Genomic DNA, 21,187 nt, shown 5'->3' on the forward strand with positions numbered 1-21,187 from the left:
GGGTTATGCCGCCCATCATGCTGCCTCGGCGGCCTCCTGAGTCCGCGCCCGCCGGGTCTCCGGCATGATGAGGGCGACGAGCATGAAGGCGGCGAAGCCGACGAAGGCCAGCCCCAGGAACGCGCTGTGGCTGCCCAGGCGATCGGCCATGACCCCCGCCAGCGACGTGGAGAGCGCAGCGCCGATTCCCATCGCCGTCCCCACCGCGCCGAGGGCGAGGTTGAACCGTCCGGTGCCGCGGGTGAGATCCGACACGACGAGGGGCACCATCACCCCCAGGACGGAAGCGGACACGCCGTCGAGCACCTGGATCGCCACCAGGCCGTAAGGGTTCGTGGTGGAGGCGAGCAGCAGGCCCCGCAGCGGCAGCGCCGCGAAGCCGACAAGGAGGACCGGGTAGCGCCCGAACCGCTCGGTGGCGCGCCCGACCGCCGGTGCGCAAAGGGCAAGCACCGCCTGCGGAACCATGATGCAGGCTGCCACCAGGGCAGTCGCCGTCTCACTGGCCCGGAGGGTGAGGACGCTGCCGACGAGGGGCATCATCGCCGCGTTGGCGAGGAAGAACAGCAGCATGCAGGCGCCGAAGCTCATCAGGCCGCGATTGGCCAGGAGCGCGCGGAAGCCGCCCCGGCCCTCCGCCCCAGCCTCAGCTGCCTGGCCGGCCTCGACCCGCGCGGTGGCGTCGATCTCGTCGGCGCGGATTCGCGAGAGGGCCATCACGGCCGGCACGCCCAGAGCCGCGGTGAGGTAGAAGACGGCACCGTTCGAGAAATAGTAGCCGCATGCGCCCATTCCGGCGGCGGCGATGGCGTTCCCCAACGCCTGGAAGCTCGCGTTGCGCCCGAGCCGCTCGCCGGCCCTGGCATGGCCGACGAGGCCGATGCTGATGGCGGCGAGTGCCGGGGTCAGCACGCAGCTCGCCGCCGAGTGGGCCGCCATCGCCAGGAGCACGACGAGGAAGCTCGGCCAGACGGCGAGTGCCAGGGCGCTGGCGGCCACGGACACGACGGCGACACCCGCGGCGAAGCGCTTGGAGCGGGACGCATCCACGAAGGCGCCCCCCGGCACCTGCCCGAGCAGGCCCACGAGGCTGCCCACCGTCAGGGCGAAGCCGATATCGGACTGGGTCCACTTCGCCTGAGAGAAATACACGGCGAGGAACGGCCCGAAACCGGTCTGAAGGTTGGCCACGAAGAACGCGAAGGCGTCCAGACCGCGGCGGCTGCCGACGGACACGGGATCACCCGCGGCCGTTCGGACCGTCCCCGCATCCGCGGACGAGTCCGGCGGCGAACCGGCGGCCTGAGTGGAGACCGTTTCCGCCACCGGCGCGATGCGCGGCTTCGCGTCGGCCCGGAATTCCTTCCGGGCCTCCTGCCGGCCTTCCTGGCGGATCGGATCGCGGTCGCGAACCGGGCCGGGAGGCGCTGAAGCGTGGGGCCGTGCCTTCAATCGGGCCACCGTCATTTATCCGGAGCCTTTTCCGGCGCGGACGCCTGGGGCGGGGATGGGGGGACAGCCGGGGTGGCCGGGGAGACGGGGGCCGCGGCGCCGGGCGGCGGACTCGGCGGTGCTGCGGCCTGCCCGGCAGGCTGGATGGGGGCGGAGCCGGGGGGCAGCGGAGGCTGCCCAGCCTGCTCGCCACCCTCGGCCGGAGCGCCGCTCGCCGGGCCGAGCACGACGATGGGCTCTCCGGACTTGTACTCCGGCGAGACGCGGACTTGGTTGCGGGTCAGGGCGACGGAGAGCCGCCGCTCCTTCCCATCGGAGGTGAAGCGCAGGGCCCGCCAGTCCACGGCGATCTTCCGGGTGCCGACACCGAGGAACCCGCCGAAATCGATGATGGCCGCCCGGGGATGGCCTTCCTTGTCGATGATCACGTCGATGACGCGGCCGAGTTCGTCCCCGCCCGCGCTGCGGACGCTGCGGCCGAGCAGGCTCTCGTAGTCCGAGGTGTCGAGGACCGTCGCGGGCGTCCCCTGCTGCGGGGGTGTCCCAGCCGCCGGAGCCGGTGCAGGCGCGGCAACCGGGGGAGACGCAGGAGCCAGTGTGGCCGGCGGGGGACTGGCCGGCGGGGGACTGGCCGGCGAAGGGCTTGCCGCCGGGGGGCTGCCGGGCGGGGAAGACGCGCCCGCGCCGGAACCGCCCTCGCCGCCGGGCGGCGACTGGGCCACGGCTCCCGTCGCCCCCAGGGCGAGCGCCAGGGCCGCGATCATCCGACTGGTAGTACGCACGCGTCGTCCTCTGTGAATCCAATGGGGGCGGGGTGGAAGCCCTGTGCCACCCGTACCCGGCGCAGCTGCCTGGAGCTACCGTCCGACCTGGGCGAAGTTACGATCAGGTCTGTGGGCTGGGGGCAACAGGGCGCAAGTTCCGAGCCGCCGGAGCCATCCTAGGCCACTGCCGCGACACGCAGCCCCGGCCAAGTGTCTGTTTTTCGCCGCAACCCCAGCGTACAGGCGGGGAAACAACCGGTCCGGCCGTCCTTGCACGGCCGGCACGAGGAACCGTCTATGTCCAGGACTCCGTCATCGGCAGGCATCCCTGCCCTGGTTCTCGCCGTCGCCCTCGCCGCGGGTGGTCTGGCTGGCTGCCAGGCGCTTGGCGGAACCACGGGCGTGATGCCGGAGACGGACGTCGGCCTTCCTCCCTCCATGCGGAACGCGATCCCCAACCGGTCCGCCCGGACGGCGAGCGTCGACGACGAGGGGCGCCCGCTGCAGACCCAGCCGACCCGTTCCCTCGACATCCCGCGGACGGCGGGGGCCTCGGCCCGCAGCAGCGATGCGGGCGAGCGGCGCATCCGCCGCGAGGACCTCGAAGGCAGCGACGCCCAGAGCGGCGGCGGCTCCAGCTCCATGGCCCCTGCCCTCACCCCAGGCGGCAGCGTCGGCCTCGGCGGCAAGTTCTGAGCCTGCGCCGTCAGGCCGGCGCGAACCGGGTGCCGTAGAAGTCGTCGAGGCGCTTCTTGTAGTCCGGGTCGGCGAAGCTGTCCTCGCCGGGCCCGTGGCTCGGCGCGCCGGACAGGACGCCCGGATCGATGTCCACCACGTAGCCGCCGAGGTCCGTGCTGTACCGCAGCGCCCGCCACGGCAACGGGTGGTGGTTCTCGCCAAGGCCGAGGAAGCCGCCGAACGCCAGGACGGCATAGGCGACCTGTCCCGACACCTTGTCGACCATGAAATTGTACACCGAGCCCAGGTGTTGGCCGGTGCTGTCGTAGACGGCGGTCCCCTCGACCTTGTTCGAGGCGATCAGACGCGCCGTCTCGTCAAGGGCGATGCCCTCCGCGCCGGGATCGAGTTCCATCGTGCCCGGCTTCCTGACGGCACGTTCGGTCGGCAGATCCGTGGGCATGGCCCCTCCTCCAGCACTCTGCGCCGCCCCCTTTCGCGCGTCGGGGCGTCAGGAAGAGTACGAGTGCACGGGGCCGGGGGTTCCAAGCCGGCCCGGGGACTCAGGTCTCCGCCGACGGATCGGGGGACGGATCCTGCTCCGCGAGGCGGTCGCGCACGGCGCGGCTCGCCATCAGCATCTCGACCCCGAACACGACGAGGGCGCACAGGGTGCAGAGGATCGCTGCCCCGAAGAGCCCGAACAGCAACCCGGCCACCGCCGCCGCACGCAGGGCGCCGACGAAGAGCGTGAGCACCGCGCCGCAGGTCGCTACGCCGCCCGTTGCCGCGAGGATCACCGCCGCGTCGAGGGAGAGGGATCGGCGGCGCAGGCGCGTGAGCCGGCGGACCAGGGCGGCCCGCTCGGCCTCGCTTGCTCCCGCGACCTGACCGGAGACCCGGTCGGCTTGATCGGCCACCCGGGCGAGGCGTGTGGCGAATACGTTGAGGAGGGTCGCCACGCCGGTCAGGAGGAAGACCGGGGTCAGGGCGAGCTGCACCACATGGGCCGTGCCCTCGAGGCTCGCCGGAAGGGCCAGACCGCTCACGCCGAATCGCCCTGCGGGCGGAACGGTCGGAAGAGCGCGACGCCCGGCTCAGACGAGGCCGCGGCCCGTCGCGTCGGCGCAAACGCCCCCGGCGCGGGTTCCGGCCGCCAAACCGACGACCAACGCAACCGAAAGTGTGAGTGCGAGTGAGAAGATCGGTGCGAACATGTCACCGGTACTTGCAAATCGAGGTTACGATAATGTTTCATATCCCAACCTATGCGATAAGATTCTGAAAGCGCATCGGTGCCGGGCGAACCGAAGGCCGTTGCGCCCTGTGGATTGAGGCAGTTAGCGTCCGATTTCCCCTTGGAACGGGCGCCCCACTGCTTAGTTGAAGCTGCTATGCTGTCGCGACGCGGGGCGAGGTTCGCCCCGGTGCGGTCCAAGCATCGGAGGATATTGATGGCGACGAAGACGGAGAAGGCTGCGCCGAAGGCGGCCAAGACCACGAAGGCTGCTTCCGAGTCCGCCCCCGCCAAAACCGCCAAGCCAGCCGCGAAGGCGACGGCCGCGAAGCCGAACGCCCTTCAGCAGCCGCTGAAGCCCTCGGCCGAGCTCGGCGCCATCGTCGGCACCAGCCCCCTGCCCCGGGGCGAGGTTGTCAGCAAGGTGTGGGACTACATCAAGAAGCACAACCTGCAGAACCCCGAGAACAAGCGCGAAATCGTCGCCGACGACAAGCTCAAGAAGGTCTTCGGCAAGGACAAGTGCTCCATGTTCGAGATGAACAAGCACCTCGCCGCCCACCTGAAGGCCTGAGCATCCTCAACCGGCCGGACCGGCCTGACGGCCGGTCGCGGCGGTTTCGAAAGGTGCGGGCGGCTCACGCAAGATATTGCAGGACGCCGCCATCGACCCGCATGGCCGCACCGGTCGTCGCACTGGCGGCCGGGCTGCAGAGATATGCGACGAGGCTGGCCACCTCCTCCACCTTGGCCAAGCGCCGGATCAGCGATGTCGGCCGGTGCTGTGTGACGAACTGGCGGCCGAGTTCCTCGACATCGCCGGTCTCGCCCCCTGCCATCTGCTTGAGGAAAGTCTCCACACCCTCCGACAGGGTCGGACCGGGCAGGACGCTGTTCACCGTGACGCCGCTTCCAGCGACCGTCTGGGCGAGCCCCCGGGCGATGGAGAGCTGCGCCGTCTTCGTCATCCCGTAATGGACCATCTCCGTCGGGACGTTGAGGGCGGATTCGCTGGAGATGAAGATGACCCGGCCCCAGCCGCGCTCGACCATGCCGGGCGTGTAGGCCCTCGACAGACGCACGCCGCTCATCACGTTTACGTCGAAGAAGCGCTGCCAGTCGGCATCCGGGATGTCGAAGAACGGCTTCGGCTCGAAGATGCCGGTGTTGTTCACGAGGATGTCGATGGCGGGATGAGCCGCAGCGAGAGCCTCGGCTCCGGCGGCATCGGAGACGTCCCCCACCGCCGCGAAGGCCCTGCCGGCGCTCGCCTCGCCCCGGAGGCGCGCCAGGGCCGCATCGACCCGCTCAGTCGTGCGGCCGTTGATTCCTACCTCCGCACCGAGATCGCAAAGCGCCTTGGCGATTGCGTAGCCGATGCCGCCGGTCGAGCCGGTGACCAGGGCCTTCCGTCCGCTGAGATCGAGGTTCATGGCAGACCTTCCTTCACGGTGATGACGGTGAGCCGGCCGGCGGCTCGTAGGCGGCCGGCGGCGATCCCCAGATCCTTAACGCATCCCCGGGGCGTTGTGCGGTCTGCGCCGACAGCCGGCCGCCCCTGTCAGGGTGGGCGCGACGAGGACGTCACTCGCCTTCGCCCCCGCCCCGGCTAACCCTTCTGCTGCCGCCGCAGGACGCTGGCGCAGGCGCCGATGGCGGCGAGCATCACCGCGCAAGACAGGGACAGGGTCACCGCCCGCGCGGGTCCGAGGCCGTGGGTCAGCCCGAACAGCACCGCGACGAGGGCCGCCCCGAGGGACTGCCCCGTGAGCCGGGCCGTCGATTGCATGCCGCTGGCGCCGCCGCTCCGCTCCCGGGGGGCCGACGTCACGATGACCCGGTTGTTCGGGGACTGGAACAGGCCGAAGCCGAGCCCGCAGAGGGTCAGGCGCCAGACGATGTCGATCACCGATGCCTCAGCCGGCAGGGCCGCCACGAGGGCGAGGCCCAGGGCCAGGACCGCGAGGCCCGCCCCGCCAAGGAGCCCCGGCGGGTAACGGTCCGCCAGCCGGCCGGAAATCGGCGCCATCACCGCCACGGCGATGGGCCAGGGGGTCAGCAGGAACCCGGTCTGCGTGCTCGACAGGTGGAGCACGTCCTGGAAGTAGAAGGGCAGCGCCACGTAGGAGGCCATCTGCGCGGAGAAGGCGCAGACGGAGGTCGCCATCGACAGGGCGAAGGCGCGGATCCGCAGGAGATCCACCGGCAGGAGCGGCGCCGGCAGGCGGATCTGGCGCCGGACGAAGACCGTGCCGAAGACGAGGGCCGCAGCGATCTCGGCCGTACCCACCCTCACCCCGTCCGGATCACCGAGCCGGTCGATGCCGATGATCAGAAGGCCGAAGGTGAGGGCGTTGAGGAGGGCACTCACCGCGTCGAAGGGCCTTCGGCTCTCGGGGGTGGCCGGCAGGGTGCGTGAGGCGACGGTGAGTGCCAACAGGCCCACGGGCACGTTGACGAGGAACAGCCACGGCCAATCCGCCACCGAAAGGATCGCGGCGGCCACGGTGGGCCCCGCCGCCGACGCCACCGCCACGACGAGGGCGACGTTGGCCACGCCCTGACCGATGATCCGGTGAGGGTAGATGAAGCGCACGAAGCCAATGTTCACGCTCATGATCGCCGCCGCCCCCAGCCCCTGGACGATCCGGGCGGCGATGAGCAGGGACAGGGTCGGGGCCAGGGCGCAGCAGAGGGAGGCCCCGACGAACACCGCCAGCCCCGGCAGGTAGACCCGCCGGAACCCGAAGATGTCGCCCAGCGAGGCGAAGGGCAGGAGGCTCGCGGTGACGGCCACTTGGTAGGCGTTGACCACGAAGATCGCGTCGGCGGGCTTGACCGAGAGATCCTTGGCGAGGACCGGCAACGCGACGTTGACGATTGCCCCGTCCAGGACGGCCATGGTCATGGCGAGGCTGAGCCCGGCCATGGCCAGCATCCGCTCGCGGGGCGGGATACCATCCTGCGGCGGGGCCGCGGCGGAGTCGGCCGCGATCTCAGCCATGTTGCCTGCTCCTGGGGAGAGGGGGAAAGACGGTGCGGACCGGGCCGGCACCGGACTGTCCCTGTCGCGCAGCCGTGGCGCAGCGTCGAGGGGGCGCTTGTGTCCTATGTCACGGCGCGGCGTGGCTTAACCGGCCCTGCGGCCGCAGCGGACATAGGTGGCGGCGCCACGGCTGCTGGTCCAGGTCAGGCGGTCGCCCTCGACGAGGAGGCGGACCTGGGACGACCAGCGCCGCCCCCGGTCGCTGCACTCCGCCGCCATCAGCCACGTATTCCCGGTGCGATGCCCGTCGTGGAAGGTACAGATGGTCCGCCCGGCCCTGGCCCGGTCGGCGGTGATGGTGGCGGGGAGATAGCCCCGGCGGCGGGTCGGGCTCAGGCAGGCGGCCGGCGTGGGCCCCCATGTGCCGACATACTCCGCGACGGCCGGCGCGACCTTCCTCGGGCTCGGGGAGGCCGGCAGGGCGGCGACCGCGGGTGGCACAGGCACCATTGCCGGGGCGGCGGACGGGGGCGCGTCCTCACCGGACTTCTGGGCCGCCGGCGGCGGATCGACCGGAAGGTCCGGAAGCACGACGACCTTCCGCGGTGGATCCTCCCCCCGGCGCGCGGCCTCGGCCTGCGACTGGGGCCGGAACGGCAGATCCTCCCGCAGGTAGGCGGCGCAATAGGCGAAAAGCCCTCCCCAGCCCACGACGAGTAGGGCCGGGATCAGATGCCGCCTCCGGTCCCTCCCAGCGGGGGGGACCGGAGGCGGGGGTGGTGGCGGGACTGGGACCGGGACAAGGGCGTTGCGCTCACCCTCCCTGGACGGGAGCGGTGCGGAGAAGGCCGTGGGGGAGAACTCGTCCTTCCAATCGCCCCTATCCAGCGCGGCCTCCACGGCGTCAGCGCCCGAAGATGCCCTTCAGGAACTGGGCGGTCCGGTTGCGCTTGCGCTTGCGCTCCAGTTCCGACGCGTCCTTGATCCAGGCGACTTGCACCACCCTGCGCTCGCCCTCGAACGGCTCATGGCCATGCCAGGAATTGTCGGCCCGGAGGAAGGCGAACATGGTCCCCATGGTCGGTGGAACCTCGACGGCGAAGGGCTCGAAGTTCTTCCCGTCGTAGAGAACCCGCAGCCGCCCAGCGGCCGGGGCATCCCAGGCGTCGTTCATGTAGACGAGGAGGGTCAGCACCTTCGACGGCCCGTCGGTGTGGATGGCGCCGTATTTCAGCTGGCTGCGCTTCATGATGGTGGTGAGGCGCGGACAAGAGACGAGATCGACCCCGAACTTCTCGCCCAGGATGCGGGAGAACTCATCGCTCTCCAATTCGTCGATCAGGGCCTTGAACCGGCCCTGCAACGCAACCTCGTCCACGGTGAGGTAGCCGGGCTTGCCGATCTCCGGGAAATCCCGGCGGATCTCCTCGATCGCCTCCCGGTTCAGGACACCGCTTCCCAGCGTGTAGGGATACGGCTCCCGCGAGACTGGAGCGGCCCGAATCGCGTCAACGTCGAGAATCGAGAGAGCCGACATCGCTGGTTTCCCTGGGCTTCACACAAGGTGGTCTCGGCAACGTGGTCCCGGCCGCTCTATCGGAGCCCCCCAGCCGGACGGGCCAGGATGACACGGGAACCATGCGACCGTCCCCGCTCGCAAGCAAAAGGTGTTCACGAATTGTTAGGGGCAACCTGCCCGTGTGGGTGGTTTTTACCCTGGATTGCGGCAGCCCGGCGGCGAAAGGGGTGGGGGTGGCGCATTCCGGTGACAGTCCTGGGGCACCGGCCCGTGCAGGATAAGGGCGCCTGCGCTCCCACGCGGGACGTGCGTAACCAGGATCCGGTTCAATCCGCGATGAGGCCGTTGGTCCTCGTTCTGCTACTCCCCCTCCTCGCCGCAGGCGTGGCCTGGACGACGGCGCGTGCCGAGCCTCGCCCGCCCCGGGGCTCCATGACGGCTAGGATGACCTGTGCCGAGGCGATGGCCCTGGTTCAGCGCGAGGGCGACATCATGATCGCCGCCGGCCCCTCGCCCGAGCGCCTCGTGCGGGACCGCAACCAGTGCGAGCTTTCGGAGATCTCGGAGCTGCGCTTCGTCCCCACCCGGGACAACCCGCAATGCCCGATCGGCTACCGGTGCCGGGAGCCCGGCTTTGAGGAATGGAACTGGTAAGCACGGACGAAGGGAGATTCCCGTCACGCGACTCCCTTGTGCCCAATAAGCCGCGATCTATCCTATCGCTGCACCGCCGGATGACAGGGCGGACCGGGAGAGACTGCTCGATGCGTATGCTGATCGCCGCCACGCTCCTCGCGGGCGTGGCCATACCCGCCCTGGCGCAAGGTGCGCCCCCGGCCGACACCAAGGCCAAGACGGACGACCTGGAGAAGCTCGAAGGCTTCCACAGCACCAACACCCAGGCCGCCCCGGAAATCCCGCAGACCGGCCGCCGGGCCGACGCCATCACCAAGAACCTTGCCAAAGTGAAGCTGCCGGACGGGTTCAAGATCGCCCTCTACGCGGTCGTGCCCGATGCCCGCGCCCTTGCGGTGGGGCCGAATGCCGGCGTGGTGTTCGTCGGCACCCGCAAGTCGAAGGTCTACACGGTGACCGACCGGGACAAGGACCGGGTCGCCGACGAGGTGAAGGTCTTCGCCCCGGGCATCGACTTCAAGATTCCCAACGGCGTCTGCTTCTCCCGGGACGGCGTGCTGACCGTCGTGGAACAGAATCGCGTCCTGGCCTTCCCGGCGGCGGAGTTCTTCTACGAGAACCCGGACGTGGCGGCGGGCGTGCTGGTGAAGCAGGGCGCGCTGATCCCGGCCTCCGAGGAGAGCTTCAACCACACCGCCCGCGTGTGTCGCGTCGGGCCGGACGGCAAGACCTACATCGCGCTGGGCCAGCCCTACAACGTGCCCCCCGCCGACAAGATGGACATGTACCGGAAGCAGGGCATCGGCGGGATCATCCGCATGGATGCCGACGGCAAGAACCGGGAAGTCTACGCCACCGGCATCCGCAACTCGGTCGGAATGGACTTCTCCACCGACAAGAGCCTGTGGTTCACCGACAACCAAGTCGACGGCATGGGCGACGACAAGCCGCCGGGCGAATTGAACCACGCCACCAAGGCGGGTGAGAATTTCGGCTTCCCGTGGTTCGGCGGCGGCGCGGTGCGCACCGTCGAGTACAAGGACGAGACGCCCCCGGCCGGCGTGGTGCCGCCTGTGGCCGAGCTGCCGCCCCATGCCGCCGATCTCGGCATGACCTTCTACAACGGCAAGATGTTTCCCGATTCGTACAAGGGCGGCATCTTCATCGCCGAGCACGGTTCGTGGAACCGCACTCAGCCGATCGGCGCCCGGGTGATGTTCGCCAAGCTCGGGGCGGACGGGAAGGTCGAATCGGTCAAGCCGTTCGCGGAGGGCTGGCTCACTGGGGACGGCGAGTATCTCGGCCGCCCGGTGGACGTGGCGGTGCTGCTCGATGGCTCCCTGCTGGTCTCGGACGATTCCGCCGGGGCGATCTACCGGATCTCCTACGAGAAGTAGGTTTTTCGGGATGGGGCCCCTCTCACGGGAGGGGTCCCGTTCACGTGCCACCCATCCTCCCCCTCATCTTGAGGTGCGGCGAAGCCGCCTCGAAGGAGGCATCCAGGGATCGCCGCGCTTTCTGGAGCCCTCCTTCGAGGCCGCTGACGCGGCACCTCATTATGAGGTCGAGGGTTGGAAGACCCTCAGGACACTTATGCCCGTGCCGATGACCCGCCTGATCCTCATCCTCGTCGCAACCCTTGTCCCGCTCTCGGCCCAGGCCGGCGACGCTGCCGCGGGCAAGAAGCGCGCGACCGCCTGCCAGACCTGTCACGGAATGGACGGCCTCTCGAAGCTGCCCGAAGCGCCGAACCTTGCGGGCCAGGTCGAGCCTTATCTCGTCAAGCAACTCACCGATTACCGTGACGGCAAGCGGCAGAACGAGATCATGAACGTCGTCGCGAAGGAACTGACGGACGCGGATATCGCGAACCTCGCGGCGTATTACAGCGGCATCCAGATCGACGTGCTGCCGCCGGGATAACCGCCCCCGCCGTCTCATTGCGAGCACCGCGAAGCAATCCAGGGCAGCGGGACGCCTCAGAACGAAGCGCCTCCCTGGATTGCTTCGCTCCGCTCGCAAAGACGGGGTTGGCGCTCGCAAGGGCGGGAACGAGAGGAGGACGTGCGGCCGTCCTCAATCGTCCATCTTGAGCGCGGCGATGAAGGCTTCCTGCGGGATCTCCACCCGGCCGAACTGGCGCATCTTCTTCTTGCCCTCTTTCTGCTTGTCGAGGAGCTTGCGCTTGCGCGAGATGTCGCCGCCGTAGCACTTGGCGGTCACGTCCTTGGAGAGCGCCCGGATCGTCTCGCGGGCGATGATCTTGCCGCCGATCGCCGCCTGGACCGGGATCTGGAATAGGTGGCGGGGGATCAGGTCCTTCAGCTTCTCGCACATGGCCCGGCCGCGGCTTTCGGCCCGGGTCCGGTGGACCAGCATCGACAGGGCGTCCACCGGCTCGGCGTTGACGAGCAGCGACATCTTCACGAGGTCGCCCTCGCGGTAGTCCGACACGTGGTAGTCGAACGAGGCGTAGCCCTTCGAGATCGACTTCAGCCGGTCGTAGAAATCGAACACCACCTCGTTGAGCGGCAGGTCGTAGATGACCATGGCGCGCTTGCCGACGTAGTTGAGGTCGATCTGGACGCCCCGCCGGTCCTGGCAGAGCTTGAGCACGCCGCCGAGGTATTCGTCCGGCGTCAGGATCGTGGCGCGGATCCACGGCTCCTCGATGGTCTCGATCTTCATCACATCCGGCATGTCGGCCGGGTTGTGCAGCTCCTTGGTGGTCCCGTCGCGCATCTGCAGGCGGTAGACCACGGAGGGGGCGGTGGAGATCAGGTCGAGGTTGAACTCGCGCTCCAGTCGCTCCTGGATGATCTCCAGGTGCAGCAGGCCGAGGAAGCCGCAGCGGAAGCCGAAGCCCAGCGCCGCCGAACTCTCCATCTCGTAGGAGAACGAGGCGTCGTTCAGCCGGAGCTTGCCCATGGCCGAGCGGAGGTTCTCGAACTCGGCCGCGTCCACCGGGAACAGGCCGCAGAACACCACCGCCTGCACTTCCTTGAAGCCCGGCAGCATGCCCGTGGTCTGGCGCTTGTCCTCGGTGATGGTGTCGCCGACGCGGGTGTCGGCCACCTCCTTGATCGAGCCGGTGAAGAAGCCGACCTCGCCCGGGCCGAGCGCATCGATCTCGGACATCTTCGGGCGGAACACGCCGATCCGATCGACACCATAGACTGCGTCGGCGCCCATCATGCGGATGGTCATGCCCTTCTTGAGCACGCCGTCAACGATGCGCACCAGCACGACGACGCCGAGATAGGCATCGTACCAGCTGTCCACGAGGAGGGCCTTGAGGGGCGCGGCCGGGTCGCCCTTCGGCGCCGGCAGCTTGGTGACGATAGCCTCCAGCACGAGGTCGATATTGAGACCCGTCTTCGCGGAAATCGGCACCGCCTCCGAGGCGTCGAGGCCGATCACCTCCTCGATCTGCTCCTTCACCCGGTCCGGCTCGGCGGCGGGCAGGTCGACCTTGTTGAGGACGGGCACGATCTCGTGATTGGCGTCGAGCGCCTGATAGACGTTGGCCAGCGTCTGTGCCTCGACGCCCTGGGACGCGTCCACCACGAGGAGCGAGCCTTCGCAGGCGGCGAGCGAGCGCGAGACCTCGTAGGCGAAGTCCACGTGGCCGGGCGTGTCCATCAGGTTGAGGATGTAGGTCCGGCCGTCCTTGGCCGGGTATTCCAGGCGCACGGTCTGCGCCTTGATGGTGATGCCGCGCTCCTTCTCGATGTCCATGGAGTCGAGCATCTGCTCGCTCATGTCGCGGAGCGCGACGGTGCCCGTGGCCTGGATCAGGCGGTCGGCCAGCGTCGATTTCCCGTGGTCGATATGGGCGACGATCGAGAAGTTGCGGATGGTGTCGATCGGGGCGGTCATCGATGTTCCGTTCGGGCGCGCGGCCGACAGGGGCGCATGCCGTCAGATCGCGGGGGCCGGGCCAAGGCGTCGGCCGGGCGCCTGCGAGATAGCAGTGCGGCGCCACAGCGTCGAGCGCCGGACGGAGCGAGAGGCGGTCAGGGGGGGATGGCGCAAAACAAAACCGCCCGGCGGGCGGCCGGGCGGCTTCGTATCGCTCAGGCCGAGCTTACCGCCCGCGGTCGCGGATCAGCCGCTCGATCTCGGCCTCGCCATGGGAGCGGGCCTTGGCCTCGGTGGGATGCTTCCGGTCCGAGCGCTGGTGGAGCTTGCCGTGCTTGCGGATGCTCCACTGGTAGAGAGCGCCGCTCTCGCCGACCGGATGAACCTCGAGGCTGAAGGGAAAGGTGTCGGAATGCGTATCGTTCATGCTGCCCATATGGGGTGTTTCGATGCCGTTTGCCATCCCGGCAATGCATTCCTGTCACACGCCGGTTGAATCCTTTGCGGGGCTACCCTCCCCGCTTGAGCGCACCTGCGCGGCCATGGCAACGAGGCTCTTGCGCAGGCTGCCCATGTCCGAGACCGGTTCGGGATAGAGAACCCTGGCGGTCCGGTCGCCGGCCATCAGGTCCATCCCCTCGGGATCGAGCCCGCTGAGGCGCCAGGACGCGCCGGGCTCGCCTGCCGCCGCGGCGTAAAGGCTCAGGGCATCGGTGTGGTCGGCGTTCATATGGGCGACGGCGCCGGCCTCGCCGGCCACGATTGCCTCCCTGCCCGTGAGGTCGAGGAGAAGCTCGGACGGTGTCAGGGTCGCCGCCTTCGCGAAGCCCCCGTTGAGATGCCCCGCCTCCGGCACCAGGGCGAAAAAGGCGAAGTCCGGGAAGTCGGCGTAGAGCTTCGCCTTGGGATGGCGGGCGAGGAACCGCTCCCGGGCCCGGGCTTCGCCGGTCTGTGCCGCCCGGCCGTTCACCGTGAGCCGGGGGTGGGCCAGGGGGTCGCCCTTTCCGCCCTGGCTGAACAGCAGGGAGCAGCGGGGGGCCGCGAGCAGGTTGCGGGTATGGGCCGAGAGGCGGGACAGCAGCATCAACGGCGTGCCGTCCACATACGTGGCGATGGTGACAAGGGAGGCGAAGGGCATGCCCTCGCCGTCGATGGTCGCCAGGGCGCCGGAGCGGATGGTGCGCAGGAGCATCCGCGCGAGCCCCACCGCATCGAAGGGCGCCTCCGCCGCCGGGAGAGGCCTCGCCGGCCCGCGGGCTCCCTCCGGAACGCTGCCCGTCTCAGCCATGCGCAAGCTCCTGTCCCGCAAAGCGATCCTGAGGATTACGGCCAAGCTATGACCGCCGCTCGCTTTTTCCTGGGGATCATATTAAAGCACCAAACCCCTTAGGCGCGAGCGGGAACCGCTTTCCGCGGCGGAATGCCCCCCGCGCCCACCAAGCCAGCCCCGATGGGGCCGGGTGAGACGCGGTCGCCTTCCGGCGGCTGCGCCTTATCCCGTTCAGCCAGGGACCCGCGCATGCCGACCATTGCCCTCGTCGACGACGACCGGAATATCCTGACCTCCGTGTCGATCGCTCTGGAGACGGAAGGCTACCGGATCCAGACCTACACCGACGGGGCCTCGGCCCTGGACGGGTTGCGCCATTCCCCCCCCGACCTCGCCATCTTCGACATCAAGATGCCGCGCATGGACGGGATGGAGCTGCTGCGGAGGCTGCGCCAGAAATCGGACCTTCCGGTGATCTTCCTGACATCGAAGGACGAGGAGATCGACGAGCTGTTCGGCCTCAAGATGGGCGCCGACGACTTCATTCATAAGCCGTTCTCCCAGCGGTTGCTGGTGGAGCGGGTGAAGGCGGTGCTGCGCCGCTTCGCCAAGGAGGCCCCCGGCGCCCCGCCCCGGGGCGAAGCCGAGGCCGCGGCCCGCTCCCTGGAGCGCGGCGCCCTGATGATGGACCCGGAGCGCCACACCTGCACCTGGAAAGGCGAGGCGGTGACGCTCACTGTCACCGAGTTCCTGATCCTCCAGGCCCTCGCTCACCGCCCCGGGGTGGTGAAGAGCCGCAACGCCCTGATGGATGCGGCCTACGACGATCAGGTCTATGTCGATGACCGCACCATCGACAGCCACATCAAGCGCCTGCGCAAGAAGTTCAAGGCGACCGACCAGAGCTTCGACATGATCGAGACGCTCTATGGCGTCGGCTACCGGTTCAAGGAGGCGTGATCCCGAGCAGGACGGATCCCTCGACCGTGTCGCAACCCAACGCCTCCGCCTCCCCCGCCGACGACGCGTCCCCGCGCCCTTCGCTCGGCCAGGCCCTGTCCTATCCCCTGCGCCTGCCCCGGGCCCTGTGGGATGGGATCGGCCAGCGGGCCTCGTCCAGCCTGACCCGGCGCATCGTCGTCCTGAACCTCGTCGGGCTCATCGCCCTGCTCGTGGGCTTCCTCTACCTCAACCAGTTCCGTCAGGGGCTGATCCAGGCCCGGGTCCAGAGCCTCGCCATCCAGGGCGAGATCATCGCGGGCGCCATCGCCGCCTCGGCCTCGGTGGATCCGGACACGATCCGCATCGACCCCGACAAGCTGCTCCAGCAACAGGCCGGCGAGGGGGATGAGGTGGCCCAGTCCCTGGCCTTCTCCCTGAACCCCGAGCGGGTGGCGCCGCTCCTGGCCCGCCTCGTGACGCCCACCGGCAACCGCGCCCGGGTCTACGACCAGGAAGGCGGCCTGCTGTTCGACACCCGCACCCTGTTCAAGCGGGGCGACGCGTCCCGCCCGGACCCGGCGGCGGACCTCGCCACCGCGCGCCCCCACAAGGCGGGCCTGCTCGAATCCGCCTTCGATACGGTCCACGCCAAACTCACCGGCCTGTTCGGGCGCTCGGCGCCGCAGGAGGAGGCCGGCCCGGTCAACGGCCATTCCCTCCGTGAGGTGCAGGCCGCGCTCAACGGCGCCCGGGGCAGCCTCGTGCGCCGGAACGCGCTCGGCGAAACCACGGTCTCCGTGGCGGTGCCGATCCACAAGGCCGGGGCCGTCCGCGGGGCGCTGCTGATCTCGACCCAGGGCGACGCCATCGACCGCGTGATCGCCTCGGAGCGATTCGGGCTGTTCCAGGTCTTCCTGATCGCCGCCGTGGTGATGGTGGTGCTGTCCTTCCTGCTGGCCGGGGCCATCGCCGGCCCGGTGCGGCGGCTGGCCGAGGCCGCCGAGAAGGTCCGCATGGGCATCAAGACCCGGGAAGAGATCCCCGACTTCACCGAGCGGACCGACGAGATCGGCCACCTGTCCGGCGCCCTGCGGGACATGACCCAGGCCCTCTACCGGCGGATCGACGCCATCGAGAACTTCGCCGCCGACGTCAGCCACGAGTTGAAGAACCCGCTGACCTCCCTGCGCAGCGCCGTCGAGACCCTGCCCCTGGCCAAGAGCGACGAGTCCCGCGGCCGGCTGATGGCGATCATCCAGCACGACGTGAAGCGCCTCGACCGGCTGATCAGCGACATCGCCGACGCCTCGCGCCTCGATGCCGAGCTGGCCCGGGCCGAGGCCCGCCGGGTCGACCTCAAGAAATTGCTCTCCACGGTCGTCTCGGTGGCGAACGAGCGGCGGCGCCCCAAGGACTGCCTGATCCAGCTCGACCTCGATCCGAACGACCCCGAAGGCGCCTACGCCATCATCGGCCATGACAGCCGCCTCGGGCAGGTGGTGAACAACCTCCTCGACAACGCCCGCTCGTTCTCGCCCTCTGACGCCAAGGTGCGAATCGCCCTGCGCCGGGTGCGCAACGAGATCGAGCTGGTCTGCGAGGACGAGGGGCCGGGCATTCCCGAACACGCCCTGGAGCGGATCTTCGAGCGCTTCTACACCGACCGTCCAGAGCAGGGGTTCGGCCAGAATTCCGGCCTCGGCCTGTCGATCTCCCGGCAGATCGTCCAGGCGCACCGGGGCACGATTCGCGCCGAGAATCGGCCGGGCGCCCCCAACGAGGACGGCGAGCCCACCGTCCGCGGAGCCCGCTTCATCGTCCGCCTGCCGGCCGCGTCCCGGCAGCTGTCGCAGCACGCGGCCTGATGGAGAGCCTTCATGCCGCCTGCGTCGCCCTCGGCGACGCGGGCGTACTGATTCGCGGCCCGTCCGGATCGGGCAAGTCGACCCTGGCGCTCCAGCTGGCGGACCGGACGGGGGCCGCCCTCGTGGCGGACGACCGGGTCCGCGTCGCGGTGGAGGCGGGGCGCCTCATCGCCCGCCCCCATCCCGGCGAGGCCGGCCGCGTGGAAATCCGCGGGCAGGGCCTGCTCACGGTGCGCGATCTCGGCCTCCCGACCCGGCCCGAGGCGGCCCTTGCCCTGGCGATCGACCTCGTGGACACGGCGCCCCGGCTGCCGGATCCACCGGAGGATGCACGAATCCTGGGGATGACTCTGCCCTGCCTCGTGCTCGACCGGAGCGTCCGGACGGCGGGACTCGCGCCCTTGCTCGTCTGCGCCGCCCTCCGACGGAGGGAAGCGTGACTTCGCAGCCGCACACGCCCATCGTTTCATTTCAGATCATTGCAGGCCGTAGCGCTCAACAGCGGCCCGTGGCATGATTCGCGAAATGTGCGGGCAAAGAGTCGCGATCGCCTTGTGAGAAACTGTGCAATGCACAACATGGCGAACGGCACAGGATGTCGGAACACGTGTCGATGATTGGCATGGTGCTCGTCACCCACGGTTTGCTCGCGACCGAGTTCAAGGCCGCTCTCGAACACGTGGTCGGCCCGCAGGATCAGATCGAAACGATCACGATCGGGCCGGAAGACGACATGGAACTTCGGCGGCTGGACATCATGTCCGCGGTCTGCCGGGTGAACTCGGGTGAAGGCGTCGTGGTGCTGACCGACATGTTCGGCGGCACGCCCTCCAACCTTGCCCTGTCGTGTATGAACGGCGGCTCGGTGGAGGTGGTGGCGGGCATCAACCTGCCCATGCTCATCAAGCTCGCCAGCGTGCGCGACGAGGAGAGCCTCGGCGACGCGGTGCTCCACGCCCAGGAGGCCGGGCGCAAATATATCAACGTCGCGTCGCGGGTTCTGGCAGGGAAGTAGGCGCGGTTCGGGGCCGGCCCGTCGCGGTGATTCCGGCGGAGGCCGCGATCACCAGGGCGATCGCCAGCCACTGCACCGGCGTCAGCGCCTCCCCGATCAGGGCATAGGCGAGCAAGGCGGCGACCGCCGGCTCGAGACTCATCAGCACGCCGAAGCTCGTCCGGTCGAGGCGGCGCAGGGCGACCATCTCCAGGGAATACGGCAGGGCACTCGACAGCAGCGCCACGGCGAAGCCGAGGGCGAGGGTCGCCGGAGCGAACAGGACCGTCCCGGCCTCCGCGACGCCCACCGGTGCCACGACGAGGGCGGCGACCAGCATGCCGAAGGCGACGGCCTGCCCGCCATCCGCCCGCCCAGCCCGCTGCCCGAACAGGATGTAGAGCGCCCAGGCGACGCCGGCCGCCAGGGCCAGGGCGATCCCGAGGGGATCGAGCCCGCCGGCTCCACCCAGGGGCAACAGCAGGCCGAGACCCAGCACCGCCAGGGCGATCCAGGCGAAATCCGTGGGCCGGCGGGAACCGGCCACCGCCAGGAGCAGAGGACCGGTGAACTCGACCGCCACCGCCGGCCCGATCGGCAGCCGGGTGAGGGAGAGGTAGAACAGCAGGTTCATCGCCCCGAGGGCGGCACCGTAGAGGGCGATCCAGCCAGCCTCCCGGGTCGACAGGCTCCGTCGCCACGGGCGCCAGACCGCGAGCAGCACCAGGGCGGAGAACCCCACGCGCAGGCTCGCCGTCCCGGCTGCGCCGATGGCGGGAAACAGGGACTTGGCGATGGCCGCCCCACCCTGAAGCGAGACCATCCCCGTCAGCAGGGCGGCGATCGGCAAGGCGAGGGCGTGATCGGGACGCCGCATGCGAGAACCGGAGGTTTGTGGGATGCGCGACGGAAGGAAGGCCGGGACGGGACGTCTCCCGGCGGGTGGACCGCTGCAACGGTGATCCCTCCCCCGTCCTCATCCCGAGGCGCCCGCGTCAGCGGGCCTCGAAGGAGGGCTCCAGGGATCGTAAAGCTGTCTCGAGCCCTCCTTCGAGGCGGCTGACGCCGCGCCTCAGGATGAAGGGGAGACGGGGGATGGTGGGTCTCTGAAGGCCGACCCCGTCATTGCGCGCGAAGCGAAGCAATCCAGGGACGCGCGACACTCCGGGGCGTCCCGCTGCCCTGGATTGCTTCGCCGACGCTCGCAAAGACGGTGCGGGTGACAGCGCGCCCCCTCACACCGACAGGCTTCGCCCCGACGCCCCTTCCGCGCCTTCGCGAATCGCCGAGATGCGCTCGGCATAGGCCGCCTCGCCGCCGCCAAACACCGCGTTGCCGGCCACGAAGGTGTCGGCGCCTGCCCGGCTCGCCAGCCGGACCGTGTCCGCATCGATGCCGCCGTCGACCTCGATGCGGATGTCCCGCCCGGCCACCATGGCCCGCACCCGGGAGACCGTCTCCATCGACGACTTCAGGAAGCTCTGGCCGCCGAAGCCGGGATTCACGGTCATCACCAGCACGAGATCGACGATGTCGAGGAGGGGTTCCACCGCGGAAGCAGGGGTGCCCGGGTTGATCGCGATGCCGGCGCGCTTGCCGAGGTCGCGGATGGTCTGCAGCGAGCGGTGGATGTGCGGCCCGGCCTCGGCATGGACCGTGATGCCGTCCGCCCCCGCCTGCGCGAAGGCGGCGAGGTAGGGATCCGCCGGGGCGATCATCAGGTGAACGTCGAAGTACTTGTCCGAATGCGGGCGCAGGGCCTTCACCACCGGCGCCCCGAAGGTGATGTTGGGGACGAAATGCCCGTCCATCACATCGAGATGGATCCAGTCGGCCCCGGCGGCCTCGACGGCGCGGACCTCCTCCGCGAGGCGGGAGAAATCGGCCGAGAGGATCGAGGGGGCGATGACGGGTGGGAGCATCGGACGTCTTTCCAGGGGTCTACGGAGTGCCCGAAGCCGTCATTGCGAGCGAAGTGAGGCAATCCAGGGACCCACCACGGTCTCACGATGCCCGCTGCCCTGGATTGCTTCGCTGCGCTCGCGATGACGAGGAGGCTGTTCAGGCGGGCTCTTCGCGCGGGACCGTCGCGCAGGTCAAGCCAATCGCCGCCGCCGCTCCACGAGTTGCATGATGATCGGCGTCAGGATCAGCTGCATGGCCAGATCGAGCTTGCCGCCGGGGATCACGATGGAGTTCGCCCGGCTCATGAACGAGTCGTGGAGCATCGACACGAGGTAGGAGAAGTCGATTCCCTTCGGGTTCTTGAAGCGGATCACCACCATCGACTCGTCGGCGGTGGGGATCCAGCGGGCGATGAACGGGTTGGAGGTGTCCACCGTGGGCACCCGCTGGAAGTTGATGTCCGTCCAGGAGAATTGCGGGCAGATGGTCTGCACGTAGTCGGGCATCCGCCGCAGGATCACATCGGTGACGGCCTCGGTGGAATAACCGCGGAACGAGCGGTCCCGGTGCAGCTTCTGGATCCACTCGAGGTTGATCACCGGCACGACACCGATCTTCAGGTCGGGGTAGCGGGCAATGTCGACCTGGTCGTTCACGACGCAGCCGTGCAACCCCTCGTAGAAGAGCAGGTCGGAGCCCGGCTGGAAGTCCTCCCAGTCCGAGAAGGTGCCTTCGGGGATGCCGTAGAGACGGGCGTCGTGGGCATCGTGGGCGTAGTGCCGGGTGCGCCCGCCGCCCGATTCCGAATAGGCACGGAACACCTCCTCCAGATCGGGGAGGAGGTTGGCCTTGGGCGCGAAGTGAGAGAGCGTCGCCTCCCGCGCCATCATCTGGCGCATCGTGTCCCGGTCGAAGGCGTGGAAACCGTCGCCCTCGATATAGACGGCGTGGACATCCTCCCGGCGGAAGATCTGCTCGAAGGTGTTGCGCACGGAGGTCGTGCCGGCTCCCGAGGAGCCGGTCACCGAGATGATGGGATGGCGTGCCGACATCGCCGTATTCGGACCGGGCCCGTCGC

General features: G+C 69.3%; 23 protein-coding genes. 9 read left to right on the forward strand and 14 right to left on the reverse strand.

Features of this window, described 5'->3' with window-relative positions; all coding sequences use genetic code 11:
- Positions 1–15: 15 nt before the first annotated feature.
- Together MFF22_RS20510 and MFF22_RS20515 are read right to left on the reverse strand one after the other, a co-directional pair.
- Positions 16–1,467 carry an MFS transporter gene (locus tag MFF22_RS20510; protein ID WP_238252015.1) on the reverse strand — a complete coding sequence of 484 codons (1,452 nt, stop codon included), beginning with the start codon at positions 1,465–1,467 and terminating at the stop codon, positions 16–18.
- On the reverse strand, positions 1,464–2,234 hold the full coding sequence (locus MFF22_RS20515; protein WP_370877488.1) for a PRC-barrel domain-containing protein: 771 nt from the start codon (positions 2,232–2,234) through the stop codon (positions 1,464–1,466). The genes MFF22_RS20510 and MFF22_RS20515 overlap by 4 nt, the downstream gene beginning before the upstream one ends.
- Positions 2,235–2,513: 279 nt before the next feature.
- On the opposite strand from MFF22_RS20515, the gene MFF22_RS20520 reads away from it, so the two are divergent.
- Positions 2,514–2,912 carry a hypothetical protein gene (locus tag MFF22_RS20520; protein WP_238252018.1) on the forward strand — a complete coding sequence of 133 codons (399 nt, stop codon included), beginning with the start codon at positions 2,514–2,516 and terminating at the stop codon, positions 2,910–2,912.
- 10 nt (positions 2,913–2,922) lie between these two features.
- Here the strand turns inward: MFF22_RS20520 and MFF22_RS20525 are convergent, their stop codons facing one another.
- Together MFF22_RS20525 and MFF22_RS20530 are read right to left on the reverse strand one after the other, a co-directional pair.
- Complete coding sequence (locus MFF22_RS20525; protein WP_238252020.1) at positions 2,923–3,357, reverse strand: PRC-barrel domain-containing protein; 435 nt, start codon at positions 3,355–3,357, stop codon at positions 2,923–2,925.
- A 100-nt stretch (positions 3,358–3,457) separates the two neighbouring features.
- Positions 3,458–3,934 carry a DUF2721 domain-containing protein gene (locus MFF22_RS20530; protein WP_370877503.1) on the reverse strand — a complete coding sequence of 159 codons (477 nt, stop codon included), beginning with the start codon at positions 3,932–3,934 and terminating at the stop codon, positions 3,458–3,460.
- A 414-nt stretch (positions 3,935–4,348) separates the two neighbouring features.
- Here MFF22_RS20530 and MFF22_RS20535 point away from each other — a divergent pair, with 414 nt between their 5' ends.
- Entirely contained in the window at positions 4,349–4,705 is a 357-nt protein-coding gene (locus MFF22_RS20535; RefSeq protein WP_238252039.1) for an SWIB/MDM2 domain-containing protein, read from the forward strand.
- A gap of 64 nt (positions 4,706–4,769) precedes the next feature.
- On the opposite strand, the gene MFF22_RS20540 is transcribed toward MFF22_RS20535, so the two are convergent.
- From MFF22_RS20540 to MFF22_RS20555, 4 genes are all read right to left on the reverse strand, one after another.
- Positions 4,770–5,564, reverse strand: coding sequence for an SDR family NAD(P)-dependent oxidoreductase (locus tag MFF22_RS20540; protein ID WP_238252040.1), 795 nt, complete (start codon positions 5,562–5,564; stop codon positions 4,770–4,772).
- Positions 5,565–5,740: 176 nt separating this feature from the next.
- Positions 5,741–7,135, reverse strand: coding sequence for an MFS transporter (locus MFF22_RS20545; RefSeq protein ID WP_238252042.1), 1,395 nt, complete (start codon positions 7,133–7,135; stop codon positions 5,741–5,743).
- 126 nt (positions 7,136–7,261) lie between these two features.
- Positions 7,262–7,828, reverse strand: a complete 567-nt coding sequence (locus MFF22_RS20550) for a peptidase inhibitor family I36 protein (RefSeq protein ID WP_238252045.1) — start codon at positions 7,826–7,828, stop codon at positions 7,262–7,264.
- Between the two features lie 193 nt (positions 7,829–8,021).
- A complete protein-coding gene (locus MFF22_RS20555) occupies positions 8,022–8,654 on the reverse strand; it encodes a 2OG-Fe(II) oxygenase (RefSeq protein ID WP_238252047.1) in 633 nt (210 codons plus the stop codon).
- 318 nt (positions 8,655–8,972) lie between these two features.
- Between MFF22_RS20555 and MFF22_RS20560 the strand changes: the two genes are divergently transcribed.
- The 3 genes from MFF22_RS20560 to MFF22_RS20570 all read left to right on the forward strand — a co-directional run bounded on the left by MFF22_RS20560 (position 8,973) and on the right by MFF22_RS20570 (position 11,195).
- Positions 8,973–9,290, forward strand: a complete 318-nt coding sequence (locus MFF22_RS20560) for a hypothetical protein (RefSeq protein ID WP_238252049.1) — start codon at positions 8,973–8,975, stop codon at positions 9,288–9,290.
- A 110-nt stretch (positions 9,291–9,400) separates the two neighbouring features.
- Positions 9,401–10,669: a PQQ-dependent sugar dehydrogenase gene (locus tag MFF22_RS20565; RefSeq protein ID WP_238252051.1), complete on the forward strand. Its 1,269-nt coding sequence runs from the start codon at positions 9,401–9,403 to the stop codon at positions 10,667–10,669.
- 208 nt (positions 10,670–10,877) lie between these two features.
- Positions 10,878–11,195 carry a c-type cytochrome gene (locus MFF22_RS20570; RefSeq protein WP_238252328.1) on the forward strand — a complete coding sequence of 106 codons (318 nt, stop codon included), beginning with the start codon at positions 10,878–10,880 and terminating at the stop codon, positions 11,193–11,195.
- A 153-nt stretch (positions 11,196–11,348) separates the two neighbouring features.
- Here MFF22_RS20570 and lepA read toward each other — a convergent pair whose 3' ends face one another.
- The 3 genes from lepA to MFF22_RS20585 form a co-directional block, all read right to left on the reverse strand.
- The gene (gene lepA, locus MFF22_RS20575) at positions 11,349–13,151 is read right to left on the reverse strand and encodes a translation elongation factor 4 (protein WP_238252061.1); all 1,803 of its coding nucleotides are present in this window, start codon (positions 13,149–13,151) and stop codon (positions 11,349–11,351) included.
- Between the two features lie 208 nt (positions 13,152–13,359).
- Positions 13,360–13,596 (reverse strand): hypothetical protein, encoded by a 237-nt coding sequence (locus tag MFF22_RS20580; RefSeq protein ID WP_370877489.1) that lies wholly within the window; start codon positions 13,594–13,596, stop codon positions 13,360–13,362.
- Between the two features lie 18 nt (positions 13,597–13,614).
- Positions 13,615–14,421 carry a HugZ family pyridoxamine 5'-phosphate oxidase gene (locus tag MFF22_RS20585; RefSeq protein WP_238252063.1) on the reverse strand — a complete coding sequence of 269 codons (807 nt, stop codon included), beginning with the start codon at positions 14,419–14,421 and terminating at the stop codon, positions 13,615–13,617.
- A 231-nt stretch (positions 14,422–14,652) separates the two neighbouring features.
- On the opposite strand from MFF22_RS20585, the gene MFF22_RS20590 reads away from it, so the two are divergent.
- The 4 genes from MFF22_RS20590 (at position 14,653) to MFF22_RS20605 (ending at position 18,225) form a co-directional block, all read left to right on the forward strand.
- Positions 14,653–15,363, forward strand: coding sequence for a response regulator transcription factor (locus MFF22_RS20590; protein WP_238252065.1), 711 nt, complete (start codon positions 14,653–14,655; stop codon positions 15,361–15,363).
- A gap of 95 nt (positions 15,364–15,458) precedes the next feature.
- Positions 15,459–17,210 carry a sensor histidine kinase gene (locus tag MFF22_RS20595; RefSeq protein WP_238252329.1) on the forward strand — a complete coding sequence of 584 codons (1,752 nt, stop codon included), beginning with the start codon at positions 15,459–15,461 and terminating at the stop codon, positions 17,208–17,210.
- On the forward strand, positions 17,210–17,650 hold the full coding sequence (locus MFF22_RS20600) for an HPr kinase/phosphorylase (protein ID WP_238252073.1): 441 nt from the start codon (positions 17,210–17,212) through the stop codon (positions 17,648–17,650). Before MFF22_RS20595 ends, MFF22_RS20600 begins: the two co-directional genes overlap by 1 nt.
- Before the next feature lie 173 nt (positions 17,651–17,823).
- Positions 17,824–18,225 carry a PTS sugar transporter subunit IIA gene (locus MFF22_RS20605; protein ID WP_238252331.1) on the forward strand — a complete coding sequence of 134 codons (402 nt, stop codon included), beginning with the start codon at positions 17,824–17,826 and terminating at the stop codon, positions 18,223–18,225.
- On the opposite strand, the gene MFF22_RS20610 is transcribed toward MFF22_RS20605, so the two are convergent.
- From MFF22_RS20610 to MFF22_RS20620, 3 genes are all read right to left on the reverse strand, one after another.
- Entirely contained in the window at positions 18,191–19,081 is an 891-nt protein-coding gene (locus MFF22_RS20610) for an EamA family transporter (RefSeq protein ID WP_238252082.1), read from the reverse strand. The two genes, MFF22_RS20605 and MFF22_RS20610, sit on opposite strands and share 35 nt — an antisense overlap.
- 358 nt (positions 19,082–19,439) lie before the next feature.
- On the reverse strand, positions 19,440–20,126 hold the full coding sequence (rpe, locus tag MFF22_RS20615) for a ribulose-phosphate 3-epimerase (protein ID WP_238252092.1): 687 nt from the start codon (positions 20,124–20,126) through the stop codon (positions 19,440–19,442).
- Positions 20,127–20,300: 174 nt separating this feature from the next.
- Positions 20,301–21,161, reverse strand: coding sequence for a phosphoribulokinase (locus tag MFF22_RS20620; RefSeq protein WP_238252094.1), 861 nt, complete (start codon positions 21,159–21,161; stop codon positions 20,301–20,303).
- Between the last annotated feature and the right edge of the window lie 26 nt (positions 21,162–21,187).

The organism is Methylobacterium persicinum, from assembly GCF_022179525.1.
Lineage (GTDB): Bacteria > Pseudomonadota > Alphaproteobacteria > Rhizobiales > Beijerinckiaceae > Methylobacterium > Methylobacterium persicinum.

Coding starts and splice junctions, on each gene's coding strand:
- MFF22_RS20620 (WP_238252094.1), bottom strand. CDS start 21,161: ATGTCGGCACGCCATCCCATCATCTCGGTGACCGGCTCCTCGGGAGCC.
- MFF22_RS20570 (WP_238252328.1), top strand. CDS start 10,878: ATGACCCGCCTGATCCTCATCCTCGTCGCAACCCTTGTCCCGCTCTCG.
- lepA (WP_238252061.1), bottom strand. CDS start 13,151: ATGACCGCCCCGATCGACACCATCCGCAACTTCTCGATCGTCGCCCAT.
- MFF22_RS20610 (WP_238252082.1), bottom strand. CDS start 19,081: ATGCGGCGTCCCGATCACGCCCTCGCCTTGCCGATCGCCGCCCTGCTG.
- MFF22_RS20535 (WP_238252039.1), top strand. CDS start 4,349: ATGGCGACGAAGACGGAGAAGGCTGCGCCGAAGGCGGCCAAGACCACG.
- MFF22_RS20540 (WP_238252040.1), bottom strand. CDS start 5,564: ATGAACCTCGATCTCAGCGGACGGAAGGCCCTGGTCACCGGCTCGACC.
- MFF22_RS20580 (WP_370877489.1), bottom strand. CDS start 13,596: ATGGCAAACGGCATCGAAACACCCCATATGGGCAGCATGAACGATACG.
- MFF22_RS20520 (WP_238252018.1), top strand. CDS start 2,514: ATGTCCAGGACTCCGTCATCGGCAGGCATCCCTGCCCTGGTTCTCGCC.
- MFF22_RS20545 (WP_238252042.1), bottom strand. CDS start 7,135: ATGGCTGAGATCGCGGCCGACTCCGCCGCGGCCCCGCCGCAGGATGGT.
- MFF22_RS20585 (WP_238252063.1), bottom strand. CDS start 14,421: ATGGCTGAGACGGGCAGCGTTCCGGAGGGAGCCCGCGGGCCGGCGAGG.
- MFF22_RS20560 (WP_238252049.1), top strand. CDS start 8,973: ATGAGGCCGTTGGTCCTCGTTCTGCTACTCCCCCTCCTCGCCGCAGGC.
- MFF22_RS20525 (WP_238252020.1), bottom strand. CDS start 3,357: ATGCCCACGGATCTGCCGACCGAACGTGCCGTCAGGAAGCCGGGCACG.
- MFF22_RS20565 (WP_238252051.1), top strand. CDS start 9,401: ATGCGTATGCTGATCGCCGCCACGCTCCTCGCGGGCGTGGCCATACCC.
- MFF22_RS20510 (WP_238252015.1), bottom strand. CDS start 1,467: ATGACGGTGGCCCGATTGAAGGCACGGCCCCACGCTTCAGCGCCTCCC.
- MFF22_RS20555 (WP_238252047.1), bottom strand. CDS start 8,654: ATGTCGGCTCTCTCGATTCTCGACGTTGACGCGATTCGGGCCGCTCCA.
- rpe (WP_238252092.1), bottom strand. CDS start 20,126: ATGCTCCCACCCGTCATCGCCCCCTCGATCCTCTCGGCCGATTTCTCC.
- MFF22_RS20590 (WP_238252065.1), top strand. CDS start 14,653: ATGCCGACCATTGCCCTCGTCGACGACGACCGGAATATCCTGACCTCC.
- MFF22_RS20600 (WP_238252073.1), top strand. CDS start 17,210: ATGGAGAGCCTTCATGCCGCCTGCGTCGCCCTCGGCGACGCGGGCGTA.
- MFF22_RS20605 (WP_238252331.1), top strand. CDS start 17,824: ATGATTGGCATGGTGCTCGTCACCCACGGTTTGCTCGCGACCGAGTTC.